Source organism: Nocardioides flavus (ex Wang et al. 2016), assembly GCF_014653115.1.
GTDB lineage: Bacteria > Actinomycetota > Actinomycetes > Propionibacteriales > Nocardioidaceae > Nocardioides > Nocardioides flavus.
The window spans coordinates 57,471-70,498 of record NZ_BNAD01000016.1 but is presented as its reverse complement, the minus strand read 5'-3'; the positions used below and the strand labels follow the sequence as shown (position 1 = coordinate 70,498).

The following is a 13,028-nucleotide window of genomic DNA, read 5'->3' as shown; positions in this document are numbered from 1 at the left end:
TCAAAGAAACCGCGACACCAACAACCCAACCAAACGGTCAGGCACACGTTGACATCAACGGGGCATAACAAACTAATTCGTCGACTAATCAAACACACTGTTGAGTTCTCAAGAATCAGACGCACCCGATCCTCGCCAGCTTGGCTGGTCTGGTCGCGGGGCAACCCGCAGAAACTTACCGGGCGCTCCGTCCCGCGTCAAACTCGGCGGAACTTCGTGCTTCGGTGGTCGCAGCTGGTCTCCGTCTCATCTGGCCTTCTGGCCAGGAGCCGGCGCCGCTTGCGGCGACAGGTGAAACATTAGACGACGTCCGGCCGGCATGACAACTCGGGGTGCGTCGACATGCATAACCGCAGGTCAGCGGCCTGTACGACGCGCGGCGGCCGGTCGGTAGGTGCTGACGGTGGGCTCGTCGGTCGCCCAGAACCGCCACGGCAGCTCGGCCGCGCGGCGCAGGCCGACCCTCGGTCCGCGACTGATCTGGACCACCGGCTCCCCCGGCGCCAGCTCAGGACGTACGCCGTTGTCGCCCAGGTCGATGTCCAGCACGCGGCACAGCCTGGCCGGTCCGCGGGCGAGGTCACGGTCGGTGGAGCCGGGGCGGCGTGACCTGGCGATGTCCACGCCGTCCACGACCTCACCGGCGCGCAGCAGCACCGCGCCGGGATCGCCCTCGGGGCCGGTGACGAGGTTGGCGCAGTGGTGCATCCCGTAGACGAAGTAGACGTACAGGTGTCCGGGCGGGCCGAACATGACCTCGTTGCGCGACGTGCGCCCGCGGTAGGCATGGGACCCGGGGTCCCGCGGACCGGCGTAGGCCTCCACCTCGGTCAGCCGCACCGACACCCCGCCGTGGGTGAGCACCGCGCCGAGGAGGCGCGGGGCCACCTCGAGCGGATCGCCCTCAGCCCAGTCGAGCACGGTGGGAGGTGCTGGCGGCGCGCAGCTCGTCGAGCTGCTCACGCACCCGTGCGGGGGCGGTGCCGCCGCGCCCGGAGCGGGACGACACGGACCCGGCCACCGACAGCACCGTGCGCACCTCGGGTGTCAGGGACGGGGAGATCGCCGTGAGCTGCTCGTCGCTCAGGTCCGGCAGGTCGCAGCCGAGCTCCTCGCAGCGCCGGACGCACGCGCCGGCGACCTCGTGCGCGTCGCGGAACGGCACGCCCTCGCGCACGAGCCACTCGGCCACGTCGGTCGCGAGGGAGAAGCCCTGCGGCGCGAGCTCGGCCATCCGGGGGCCGTTGAACACGAGGGTGGCGACCATCCCGGTGACGGCCGGCAGCAGCACCTCGAGCGTCTGGACGGAGTCGAAGACCGGCTCCTTGTCCTCCTGCAGGTCACGGTTGTAGGCCAGCGGCAGGCCCTTCAGCGTGGCCATCAGGCCCGAGAGGTTGCCGATCAGCCGGCCGGACTTGCCACGTGCGAGCTCGGCGATGTCGGGGTTCTTCTTCTGCGGCATGATGCTCGACCCCGTCGACCACGAGTCGTGGAGCGTGGCGAAGTCGAACTCGCGGGTCACCCACAGGACGACCTCCTCGGCGAGCTGCGAGAGGTCGACGCCGATCTGCGCGGTGACGAAGGCGAACTCCGCCGCGAAGTCCCGCGCCGCCGTGCCGTCGATGGAGTTGGCGGACGAACCGGTGAAGCCGAGCTCCGCTGCCACGGCCTCGGGGTCGAGGCCCAGTGTCTGACCGGCCAGCGCGCCGGAGCCGTACGGCGAGTCGCCCGCCACCCGCGCGTCCCAGTCACGCAGGCGCTCGACGTCGCGCACCAGCGGCCACGCGTGCGCCAGCAGGTGGTGGGACAGGAGGACCGGCTGCGCGTGCTGCAGGTGGGTGCGTCCGGGCATCACGCTCTCCCTGCCCGGGGCGAGGTGGCGGTCGGCCTGGCCGGCGAGCACGTCGACCAGGTCGAGCACCAAGGTGGAGATGGTGCGCGCGTGATCGCGCAGGTAGGCGCGGAACAGCGTCGCGACCTGGTCGTTGCGCGAGCGGCCCGCGCGCAGCCGGCCGCCCACCTCGGGCCCGACCTCCTCGAGCAGCAGGCGCTCGAGCGCGCCGTGCACGTCCTCGTCGGTCTCGGCCGGCAGCAGGTCGCCGGCGGCGTACCGCTCCCCCAGCACTTCGAGCCCGCGCAGCAGCTCGGCATGGTCCACGTCGGTGAGGAGCCCGGCGCGGTGGAGTGCGTTGGCGTGGGCGCGCGAACCCGCGAGGTCGTACGGCGTCAGCTGCCAGTCGAAGTGCGTCGAGCGGGACAGCGCCTGGAGCTCCGGGGACGGTCCGCTGGCGAAGCGCCCGCCCCAGAGCGAGCCCTCGTTGGTGGTTCCTGCGTGTGTCATCAGTCGGTACCGAACTCCATCGCGGCGGCGTCGAGCGCGCGGTCGTCCTCCGCCTCTGCGGACGGGTTGTCGGTGATCCTGTCGTACCCGCCCTCCTCGATGGCGCCGAACAGTGTCCCGTTCTCCACCAGCACCTGCCCCTGGTCGAGCGGCTGAGCGGCGTACAGCTCGAGCTTGGCGCGCGAGTCGGCGATGTCGAGGTTGCGCATCGTCAGCTGGCCGATGCGGTCGGTCGGGCCGAAGGCGGCGTTCTCCGTGCGCTCCATCGACAGCTTGTCGGGGTGGTAGGAGAAGGCGGGACCGTCGGTGCGCACGACGGTGTAGTCCTCACCGCGGCGCAGGCGCAGCGTCACCTCGCCGGTGACCAGCGAGGCGATCCACCGCTGGACGGACTCGCGGATCATCAGGGCCTGCGGGTCGAGCCAGCGGCCCTCGTAGAGCAGGCGGCCGAGCTTGCGGCCCTCGTTGTGGTACTGCGCGACGGTGTCCTCGTTGTGGATCGCGTTGACCAGCCGCTCGTAGGCGATGAACAGCAACGCCATCGCGGGCGCCTCGTAGATGCCGCGGGACTTGGCCTCGATGATGCGGTTCTCGATCTGGTCGGACATGCCCAGGCCGTGGCGGCCGCCGATGGTGTTGGCCTCGTGGACGAGTGCGACCGGGTCGTCGTACGTCGTGCCGTTGATGGCGACCGGGCGGCCCTGGTCGAAGCGGATCGTGACGTCCTCGGCCTCGATCGCGACGCTCGGGTCCCAGAACTTCACGCCCATGATGGGCTCGACGGTCTCCAGGGACACGTCGAGGTGCTCGAGGGTCTTGGCCTCGTGGGTGGCGCCCCAGATGTTGGCGTCGGTGGAGTAGGCCTTCTCCTGGCTGTCGCGGTAGGGCAGGTCGCGCTCGGTCAGCCAGGCGCTCATCTCGTGGCGCCCACCCAGCTCGGTGACGAAGTCGGCGTCGAGCCAGGGCTTGTAGATGCGCAGGTCGGGGTTGGCGAGCAGGCCGTAGCGGTAGAACCGCTCGATGTCGTTGCCCTTGAAGGTCGAGCCGTCGCCCCAGATGTTGACGTCGTCGTCGTGCATCGCCCGGACGAGCATCGTGCCGGTGACGGCGCGGCCCAGCGGCGTGGTGTTGAAGTAGACCCGGCCGCCGGAACGGATGTGGAAGGCACCGCACGCGAGGGCGGCGAGGCCCTCCTCGACCAGCTGCGACCTGCAGTCGACGGCACGGGCGAGCTCGGCGCCGTACTGCATGGCACGCGACGGGACGCCCGAGATGTCGGGCTCGTCGTACTGGCCGATGTCGGCGGTGTAGGTGCAGGGCACTGCTCCCTTGGCGCGCATCCAGGCGACCGCCACCGAGGTGTCGAGGCCGCCGGAGAACGCGATGCCGACGCGCTCGCCGACGGGGAGGGAGGTGAGGACCTTGCTCACTGGGAGTCCTTTGCTGTGGTGGTGGCGGGGTGGTGCTGGTGGTTGGCGAGGTCGAGCAAGCGCTGCGCGAGGGCCGCGCCCCCGGCCGGGTCGCGGCCGATGAGGAGCACGGTGTCGTCGCCGGCGATGGTGCCGAGCACGTCGCCGAGGTCGGCCTTGTCGAAGGCGCTCGCGAGGAACTGGGCCGCACCCGGCGGCGTACGGAGGACGACGAGGTTGGCACTCGCCTCGGCGCTGACGAGGAGCTCGCCGCAGAGCCGGGCGAGCCGGTCGCGACCGGCCGCCGAGTCGCGGGGTGCCGAGACCGTACGGTCCCCTCCCTCGCCGGGCACGGCGTAGACCAGGGCACCGTCGGCGCTGCGCACCTTGACCGCGTCGAGCTCGACGAGGTCGCGGCTCAACGTCGCCTGCGTGACGCGGACGCCGAGGTCGGCGAGCAGGTCGGCGAGCTCGGTCTGCGAACGCACGGGATGGGTGGTGACGAGGTCGATGATGCGCTGGTGGCGCGCGCTCTTCGTCAGGGGTGACACGGCGCTCATGATGACCGCTCCAGCAGCCAGGTCAGCACCGCCTTCTGGGCGTGACGGCGGTTCTCCGCCTCGTCCCACACGACCGAGTGGGGTCCTTCGATGACCTCCTCGGCGATCTCCTTGCCCCGGTAGGCGGGCAGGCAGTGCAGGACGATCACGTCGGCAGCGGCGTGCGCCAGGAGCTCCTCGGTGACGCCGTAGGGCGGGAAGACGCGCAGCCGCTCCTCGGACTCCTCCTCGCGCCCCATGCTCACCCACGAGTCGGTGATGACGACGTCGGCGCCGGTGGCGGCCTCGACGGGGTCGGTCGTGAGCTCGACGGAACCACCCGTGCCCTCCGCGACCTCGCGTGCACGGGCGACGACGTGGGCGTCGGGGGTGAACCCCTCCGGGGCGCCGACGACGACGTGCATGCCGGCGGACGCGCCCGCCAGCACCCACGAGTTGCCCATGTTGCAGGCGCCGTCGCCGACGAACGCGGCGCGGAGTCCGGCGAGCCGGCCCTTGTGCTCGCGCACCGTCTGGAGGTCGGCGAGGAGCTGGCACGGGTGGAACTCGTCGGTCAGCGCGTTGAGGACCGGGACGCCGGAGTAGGCGGCCATGGTCACCACGTCGGCCTGGTGCGCGGTGCGCCAGACGATCGCTGCCGCCTGCCGCCCGAGGATCCGGGCGACGTCCTCGACCCCTTCGCGCGAGCCCATCGCGGCCAGGCCGCCGTCGACCGTCATCGGGTTGCCGCCGAGCTCGGCGATGCCTGCTGCGAACGAGACCTGCGTGCGCAGGGTGGGGCGGTCGAAGACGAGGGCGACCGTACGCGGGCCGGACAGCGGCTTGTGGTCGAACGGCTCGGCCTTCATGCGGTCGGCAAGGTCGAGGACCTCGAGCAGCTCGGCCGGGGAGAGGTCGTCGTCGCGGAGGAAGTGGCGGGTCATGCGGTGGCCTCCTGGCCGGAGAGGGCGGAGCGCGCGGCGCCGAGGACCGCCGGCAGGGCGGCGGCGAGGGCTTCGAGGTCAGCGGCGGTGATGACGAGCGGCGGGACGAACCGCAGCCGGGTCGGCCCGGTCGCGTTGAGGATGAAGCCGGCGGCACGGGCCGCGGCGACCGCGTGGGTGGCGTACGGGCCGTCGAGCTCCGCGCCGCGCATCAGGCCGGAGCCCGTCACCTCGACGACGCCGGTCTGCACCCGCAGGATCGCCGACAGCTGGGCGCCGCGCTCGACCGCGGCCTCGAGGAGGCCCTCGTCCCGGACAGCGGCCAGGACCGCGAGGGCGGCGGCCGCGGCGACCGGGTTGCCGCCGAAGGTGGTGCCGTGGTTGCCGGGCTGGAGCAGTGAGGCGGCCGCTCCGTGCGCCACCGTGGCGCCGATGGGGATGCCACCACCGAGCCCCTTGGCCAGGGTGACGACGTCGGGTCGCACGCCGTCGACGAGCTGGTGGGCGAACCACGCGCCGGTCCGGGCGATGCCGGTCTGCACCTCGTCGAGCCACAGCAGGGCCCCGTGCCGGTGGGCGATCCGCTGGGCCGCGGCGAGGTAGGCGGCGGACGGCACGACCACGCCCGCCTCCCCCTGGATCGGCTCGAGCACCACGGCGGCGACCGTGTCGTCGACCGCCTCCTCCAACGCCGCGACGTCGTCGTAGGGCACGAAGGTCACGTCGCCGGGCAGAGGCTCGAACGGCTCACGGTAGGCGGCCTTCGAGGTGAGCGCGAGCGCCCCCATGGTGCGGCCGTGGAACGACCCCTCCGCGGCGACGAGGCGCGTGCGACCCGTGCGGCGGGTGAGCTTGAGCGCGGCCTCGTTGGCCTCGGCGCCCGAGTTGCTGAAGAACACCCGCGCGGACTCGTCCCACCCGAGGAGGTCCACGAGCTGCTCGGCCAACGCGACCTGCGGCTCGGTGGCGAAGAAGTTGGACACGTGGCCGAGCGTCGAGAGCTGGGTGGTGACGGCCTCGACCAGCGCCGGGTGGGCGTGGCCCAGCGTGTTCACGGCGATGCCACCGAGCAGGTCGACGTACTCGGTGCCGTCGGCGTCCCACACGTGGGCGCCCGCGCCGCGCACGAGGGCGAGCGCCGGCGGACCGAACGTGTTCATGACCGCACCGGCGTAGCGGTCCTGCAGCGACGCGCTCATGCCTGGTCCTCGCTGCCGTAGGGCTTGCGCAGCTTGGTCGTCGCGCCCGGCAGGACCTGCGTGCCGACGCCCTCGTCGGTGAAGATCTCCAACAGCACGGCGTGCGGCTCGCGCCCGTCGACGACGGTCGCCCGCGGGACTCCCCCGGTGACCGCCTCGTAGCAGGCGCGCATCTTGGGGACCATGCCTGCGTCGAGGGTCGGCAGCAGCTCGCCGAGCGCCTCGGGGCTGATCTCCTGGATGAGGTCGTCGGAGTTCCCGTAGTCGCGGTAGAGGCCCTCGACGTCGGTGAGCACGAGCAGCTTCTCGGCGCCGAGGGCCACCGCCAGCGCGGCGGCTGCGGTGTCGGCGTTGACGTTGTGGACCCGGCCGTGGACGTCGGGGGCGACCGAGCTGACGACGGGCACCCGGCCGGCCTCGATCAGGTCGAGCACCGCCTCGGGCCGCACCTGGGCCACCTCGCCGACGAGGCCGAGGTCGACCTCCTCGCCGTCGACGACCGTGTTGGTGGGCTCGGCGGTGAACAGGCCCGCGTCCTCGCCGGAGAGTCCGACCGCGAGGGCCCCGTGCTGGTTGACCAGGCCGACGAGCTCACGCTGGACCTGGCCGACGAGCACCATCCGGACGACGTCCATGGCCTCCGGGGTGGTGACGCGCAGGCCGCCGCGGAACTCGGACTCGATACCGAGCTTGTCGAGCATCCGCGAGATCTGCGGGCCGCCGCCGTGGACCACCACGGGCTTGAACCCGGCGAAGCGCAGGAAGGCGATGTCCTCGGCGAAGGCGACCTTGAGCGACTCGTCGGTCATGGCGTTGCCGCCGTACTTCACCACGATCGTCCGGCCGTGGTAGCGCTTGAGCCACGGCAGGGCGGCAGCGAGCGTACGGGCCTTGGCCGGGTCGGGGCGGCTCGGGTTCTGGAGGGTCTCGTGATCTGTCATGAGCTGTAGGCGCTGTTCTCGTGGACGTAGGCGTGGGTGAGGTCGTTGGTCCAGACGGTGGCTCGTGCGTCACCGGACTTGAGGTCGATGGTCACGGTGACCTCCCGGCCGGTGAGGTCGACGGAGGCCGGGTCCTCGGCGGGCGTGGACTGCCTGCAGACCCACACCCCGTTCATCGCGACGTCGAGGTCGGCGGGGTCGAACTGCGCCTGCGTGGTGCCGATGGAGGCGAGCACGCGGCCCCAGTTGGGGTCGTTGCCGAAGACGGCGGCCTTGAAGAGGTTGCTGCGCGCGACGCTGCGGCTGACCTCGACCGCCTCCTCCTCGGACGCGGCGTGCACCGTGGTGATGGCGATCTCGTGGTCGGCGCCCTCGGCGTCCTTGAGCAGCTGCATGGCCAGGTCGGTGCAGGCCTGGGTGAGGGCGGCGGCGAAGTCCTCCGGCGTCGGGGTGATCCCGCTCGCGCCGCTGGCCATCACGGTGACGGTGTCGTTGGTCGACATGCACCCGTCGGAGTCGAGCCGGTCGAAGCTGACCCGGGTGGCGGCCCGCAGCGCGGCGTCGAGGTCCGCTGCCGGGACCACGGCGTCGGTGGTGAGGACGACCAGCATCGTGGCGAGCTGCGGGGCGAGCATGCCCGCGCCCTTGGCCATGCCCCCGATCGACCACCCGGCGCCTTCGACGACCGTGTTCTTGCTGACCGAGTCGGTGGTCATGATGGCCTCGGCCGCCTGTCCTCCCCCGCCGGTGGACAGGGCCGCCGTGGCCGCCTCCACGCCCGCGAGCAGGTCGTCGCGGTCGTTGGCGAGGCCGATCAGCCCGGTGGAGCACACCACGACGTCGATGGCGCCGATGCCGAGGCCCTCGGCGACCTTCTCGGCCACGGCGTGGGTGGTCTGGAAGCCCTCGGGGCCGGTGTAGCAGTTGGCGCCGCCGGAGTTGAGCACGACAGCGCGCACGACGCCGTCCTTGACGACCTCCTGGCTCCAGAGCACCGGGTTGGCCTTGCACCGGTTGGCGGTGAACACGGTGGCGGAGTCGAAGGTGGGGCCCTGGTTGACGACAAGCGCGAGGTCCTTGGCGCCGGTGGACTTGAGTCCGGCGGCGACGCCGGCGGCGGTGAAGCCGCGGGGGGTGGTGACGGTCATGGAGCGAGTCCGATCGTGGAGAGCCCGGTGGCCTCGTCGAGGCCCAGGGCGAGGTTCATGCACTGGACGGCGGCGCCGGCGGTGCCCTTGGCCAGGTTGTCGACCACGGCCACCGCCACCAGTCGTCGTACGCGCTCGTCGACGGTCACCTGCACCTGGACGGCGTTGGAGCCGAGCACCGACTGCGTCTGCGGCCACTGACCCTCGGGGAGGAGGTGCACGAACGGCTCCTCGCAGTAGGCCGTCGCGTAGGCGTCGCGGACCGCCTCGGCGGTCGTGCCGTCAAGGAGCGGGGCCTGGACCGTGGCCAGGATCCCGCGGGACATCGGCACGAGGAGGGGGGTGAACCCGACGCGCACCGGAGCCCCGTGGACGCCACTGAGGTTCTGCACGATCTCGGGGGTGTGCCGGTGGGTGCCGCCCACGCCGTAGGCGCTGGCGTTGCCCATCACCTCGCTGCCGAGCAGGTGGGGCTTGGCGGCCTTGCCCGCGCCGCTCGTGCCGGAGGCGGCGACGACGGTGACGTCGGGCTCGACGAGGCCGGCGGCCAGTGCCGGCGCGACGGCGAGGGTGGACACCGTCGGGTAGCAGCCCGGGACAGCGACGCGGCGCGCTCCCCGGAGCAGCTCGCGCTGACCGGCGAGCTCGGGCAGGCCGTAGGGCCACGACCCCGCGTGCTCGCCGCCGTAGTAGGCCTGCCACTCCCCCGGGTCGGTGAGACGGAAGTCGGCGCCGCAGTCGATGACGACGGTGTCGTCGCCGAGCGCCCGGGCGATCCCTGCGGACTGGCCGTGGGGAAGGCCGAGGAACACGACGTCGTGGCCGGCCAGCGTCTCGACCGTGGTGTCGACCAGGACGCGGTCCGCCAGCGGGAGCAGGTGCGGCTGCAGGGCACCCAACCGCTCGCCGGCGTTGGACCCGGCGGTGAGGGTGCCGACCTCGACGTCGGGATGGCCCAGGAGGAGGCGCAGGACCTCGCCCCCGGCGTACCCACTGGCTCCGGCGACGGCGACTGAGACGGTCATATGCATGACTATACATTGCAATGCATGCCTCGCGATCACGGGGGTCGCGTCGGAAAAGGCCGTGGCGATCGGGCGGCGGGCGCCTACGGTGAGCGGGTGACCCACCTCAGCACGCGCCTCGCACCGAACGCCTACCTCGCTCACCTGCGCGCGGAGTCGGCCCGCTTCCGTGAGGTGCTGGCCGACTGCGACCCCACGGCCCGCGTGCCGTCCTGCCCGGACTGGGACGCCGCCGCCCTGCTGTGGCACCTCGCGATCGTCCAGCGGCACTGGGCGCAGACGCTCGCTGCCCGGCCCGAGAAGCCCGACGTGACCGAGCCGACCCGCCCGGAGGCGTACGCAGACCTGCTGGCGGCCTTCGACGTCTGGTCCGCCGACCTCGCGGGTGCCTTCGAGGGCGTCGACCCGTCCGAGGCCGCCTGGAACTGGTCGGACGACCACACCGTGGGGTTCATCCTCAGGCGCCAGGCGCACGAGGCCCTCATCCACCGCGTCGACGCCGAGCTCACCGCCGGGCTCGCCTCGGACCTCGACCCGCTGCTCGCCACGGACGGCGTGGACGAGGTGCTCGGGGTGATGTACGGCGCCTGTCCGCCCTGGGGCGTCTGGGAGCCGGGCGAGGGCGTGGTGCGCGTCGACACGACGGACACCGGCGAGCAGGTCTGGGTCCGGCTCGGCACCTTCTCCGGCACCTCCCCCGACAGCGGGACGACGTACACGGACGAGGCGGACCTCCACGTCGTGCCGGCTCCTGAGGAGGACGTCGAGCCGGACGTCGTCGTCGACGGACCCGCCGCGGCGCTCGACCTGTGGCTGTGGCGTCGCGGGGACGACTCGGAGGTCTCGGTCGCCGGGGACCCGGAGACGTACGCCCGCTTCCGTGCGGTCGTCGACACACCGATCGACTGACCCCACCCGGACCGGCCGGGAGCGCGCACTGGGCCTTGAGTCTCCCAGAGACTCAAGGCCCAGTGTCGGCGACGGAGGTGCTGTCAGGCGCGCTGGACGGCGCCGGTCCGCTCGGCCGCGAGCGCCACCGCGGCGTCGCGGGCGGCGGCCGCCTCCCCCTCCTTGAGGGTGCGGTCGGGGGCGCGGAACCGCAGGGCGTAGGCCAGCGACTTCTTCCCCTCGCCGACCTGGTCGCCGGTGTAGACGTCGAAGAGCCGGATCGACTCGAGCAGCTCGCCGGCGCCCTCGCGGAGCGCCGCCTCCACGTCGGCGGCCGGGACGGAGGCGTCGACGACGAGGGCGACGTCCTCCTTGGCGACCGGGAACGACGAGAACGTCGGCGCGGTGCGCAGGTGGACCGCCTTGGCGATGAGCACGTCGAGGTCGACCTCCGCGGCCACCGAGCGCTTGGGAAGCCCGAACGCGGCGCAGACCGTGGGGTGCACCTCGCCGGCGTGGCCGACGACCTCGCCGTCGACCGAGATCTCGGCGCAGCGTCCGGGGTGCCACGGGGCGACCTCGGCGGCCGAGGCGGTCACCTCGAGACCGAGCGCAGCCGCGACCGAGCGGACCGCCTCGACGGCGTCGGCCCACGACACGGGGCGGGCCTCGCCCCACCAGCCGCCCGACACGGCGTCGCCGGTGGCGACGACCGCGAGGTGGAGCGGCTGCGCGGGCAGGGCGGCGTCGAGGGCGGCGAACTCCTCCTCGGTGGGCCGTCGGTCCACCGGCAGGATCGCCGCAGGTCCGGCGTGACGCGGCAGGGTGACCGTGCCGGTCTCGAAGATCGCCACGTCGGTCGTGCCGTGCCCGACGTTCTTGCCCGCGGCGCGCAGCACGCCGGGCAGGAGCGTCGTCGTCATGAACCCGGCCTCGGTGTTGAGCGGGTTGGTCAGCCGGAGCAGGTCGCGACGCGGGTCGTCGTCGGGCAGGCCGAGGGCGTCGAGGTCGGCGGTGCCGACGAACGGGAAGGACACGACCTCCACGTAGCCCTCGCCTGCGAGCGTGCGACCGATGCGGCGGCGCAGCTGCTGCGGCCGGGTCAGGCCGCGCCCGGACGGGGGCGTGGGGAGGATCGAGGGCACCTTGTCGTAGCCGACGAGTCGGACGACCTCCTCGGAGAAGTCCTGCGCGTCCGTGAGGTCGGGGCGCCACGGCGGCGGGGTGACCAGCAGGGTCCCGCTGCCCGACACCTCGCACCCGACGGCACGCAGGCACTCGACGCTGCGCTCCTCGGAGATCGGCATGCCGGACACGCGCGCTGCGAGGCCGCCAGGGACCTGCACGGCAGGCACGGCGGGCGGGGACCCAACCACCGTGACGCCGGGGTGGGCCCGTCCGCCGCCGTGCTCGACGAGAAGCTCGACGACCCGGTCGGCCGCGGCCTCGCAGATGGTCGGGTCCACACCACGCTCGTTGCGCTTGCCGGCCTCGGAGGTGATCTTGTGCCGGCGGCCCGTGCGGAACATGGACACCGCGTCCCAGTGCGCGGCCTCGACCAGGACGGTCGTCGTGGTGTCGGAGATCTCGGTCGTCTCGCCGCCCATCACACCGCCGAGCCCGATGATGCCGGAGTCGTCGGTGACGACGAGGTCTGCCGGGTTCAGTACGCGCTTGGTGCCGTCGAGGGTGGTCAGCGTCTCGCCCTCCCGGGCTCGGCGTACGACCAGGGCGCCCTGCACCTTGTCGGCGTCGTAGCCGTGGATCGGCCGGCCGGTCTCGAGCATGACGTAGTTGGTGACGTCGACGGCCAGTGAGATCGGCCGCATGCCGGCCGCCGTGATCCGCCGGACCATGAAGTCCGGAGTGGGCGCGGTCGGGTCGAAGCCGGTGACCGTGCGGGCGACGAAGACGGGGCAGCCCTCGGCGTCCTCGACGTCGACGGGGTGCCCCTCGTCGTTGGCGGCCGGGGTGTCGCGCACCGCGGGGTCCCGGAAGCCGGTCGCACCGTCGACGGAGACGAGCACCTCGCGCGCGATGCCGCGGATGGAGAGGGCGTACGCGCGGTCGGGGTTGACCTCGAGCTCGATCGTCTCCTCGTCGAGGCCGAGGACCCGACGTACGTCCTGGCCGGGCTCGCCCGCGTCGGCGGGCAGCACGATGATGCCGTCGTGGTCGTCGCCGAGGCCGAGCTCGCGGGCGGAGCAGATCATGCCGGCGGACAGGTGCCCGTAGGTCTTGCGCGCACCGATCTCGAACCCGCCGGGCAGCACGCCGCCGGGCAGGACGGTGACCACGAGGTCGCCCGGCTCGAAGTTGTGGGCCCCGCACACGATGCCCTGCGGCTCACCGGTGCCGTTGGCGTCACCGACGTCGACAGTGCACCAGTTGATCGTCTTGCCGTTCTTCTGCGGCTCGGGCTCCTTGGTGAGCACGCGGCCGATGACCAGGGGGCCGGTGATCTCGCGCCCGGGGCTCTCGATCGCCTCGAGCTTGAGCCCGGTGAGGGTCAGCCGGTCGGTGATCTCCTCGGTGGTCGTGCCGTCGGGAACGTCGACGTGGTCCAGGACCCAGGACAGGGGTGCCTTCATCGC

The 13,028-nt window shown here is 72.5% G+C and carries 11 protein-coding genes; 1 reads left to right on the top strand and 10 read right to left on the bottom strand.

Features of this window, described 5'->3' with window-relative positions:
• Window positions 1-357: 357 nt before the first annotated feature.
• Genes IE200_RS18320 through argC form a run of 9 tightly spaced genes read right to left on the bottom strand, consistent with a single transcriptional unit; the run spans window position 358 to window position 9,546 of the window.
• Window positions 358-921, bottom strand: a complete 564-nt coding sequence (locus tag IE200_RS18320) for a DNA-3-methyladenine glycosylase (RefSeq protein WP_191280927.1) — start codon at window positions 919-921, stop codon at window positions 358-360.
• Window positions 905-2,341: an argininosuccinate lyase gene (gene argH / locus IE200_RS18315; RefSeq protein WP_191280926.1), complete on the bottom strand. Its 1,437-nt coding sequence runs from the start codon at window positions 2,339-2,341 to the stop codon at window positions 905-907. Before argH ends, IE200_RS18320 begins: the two co-directional genes overlap by 17 nt.
• Window positions 2,341-3,771 carry an argininosuccinate synthase gene (gene argG / locus IE200_RS18310; RefSeq protein WP_191280925.1) on the bottom strand — a complete coding sequence of 477 codons (1,431 nt, stop codon included), beginning with the start codon at window positions 3,769-3,771 and terminating at the stop codon, window positions 2,341-2,343. The genes argH and argG overlap by 1 nt, the downstream gene beginning before the upstream one ends.
• The gene (locus tag IE200_RS18305; protein ID WP_191280924.1) at window positions 3,768-4,310 is read right to left on the bottom strand and encodes an arginine repressor; all 543 of its coding nucleotides are present in this window, start codon (window positions 4,308-4,310) and stop codon (window positions 3,768-3,770) included. Before IE200_RS18305 ends, argG begins: the two co-directional genes overlap by 4 nt.
• Complete coding sequence (gene argF, locus IE200_RS18300) at window positions 4,307-5,233, bottom strand: ornithine carbamoyltransferase (RefSeq protein ID WP_191280923.1); 927 nt, start codon at window positions 5,231-5,233, stop codon at window positions 4,307-4,309. Before argF ends, IE200_RS18305 begins: the two co-directional genes overlap by 4 nt.
• Window positions 5,230-6,432, bottom strand: a complete 1,203-nt coding sequence (locus tag IE200_RS18295) for an acetylornithine transaminase (protein ID WP_191280922.1) — start codon at window positions 6,430-6,432, stop codon at window positions 5,230-5,232. The genes argF and IE200_RS18295 overlap by 4 nt, the downstream gene beginning before the upstream one ends.
• Complete coding sequence (gene argB / locus IE200_RS18290) at window positions 6,429-7,373, bottom strand: acetylglutamate kinase (RefSeq protein ID WP_191280921.1); 945 nt, start codon at window positions 7,371-7,373, stop codon at window positions 6,429-6,431. Before argB ends, IE200_RS18295 begins: the two co-directional genes overlap by 4 nt.
• On the bottom strand, window positions 7,370-8,521 hold the full coding sequence (argJ, locus tag IE200_RS18285) for a bifunctional glutamate N-acetyltransferase/amino-acid acetyltransferase ArgJ (RefSeq protein ID WP_191280920.1): 1,152 nt from the start codon (window positions 8,519-8,521) through the stop codon (window positions 7,370-7,372). The genes argB and argJ overlap by 4 nt, the downstream gene beginning before the upstream one ends.
• On the bottom strand, window positions 8,518-9,546 hold the full coding sequence (gene argC / locus IE200_RS18280) for an N-acetyl-gamma-glutamyl-phosphate reductase (RefSeq protein WP_191280919.1): 1,029 nt from the start codon (window positions 9,544-9,546) through the stop codon (window positions 8,518-8,520). Before argC ends, argJ begins: the two co-directional genes overlap by 4 nt.
• Window positions 9,547-9,642: 96 nt before the next feature.
• On the opposite strand from argC, the gene IE200_RS18275 reads away from it, so the two are divergent.
• Window positions 9,643-10,455, top strand: a complete 813-nt coding sequence (locus IE200_RS18275; protein WP_229856787.1) for a maleylpyruvate isomerase family mycothiol-dependent enzyme — start codon at window positions 9,643-9,645, stop codon at window positions 10,453-10,455.
• Window positions 10,456-10,538: 83 nt separating this feature from the next.
• On the opposite strand, the gene pheT is transcribed toward IE200_RS18275, so the two are convergent.
• Window positions 10,539-13,025, bottom strand: coding sequence for a phenylalanine--tRNA ligase subunit beta (gene pheT / locus IE200_RS18270; protein ID WP_191280917.1), 2,487 nt, complete (start codon window positions 13,023-13,025; stop codon window positions 10,539-10,541).
• Window positions 13,026-13,028 lie beyond the last annotated feature (3 nt).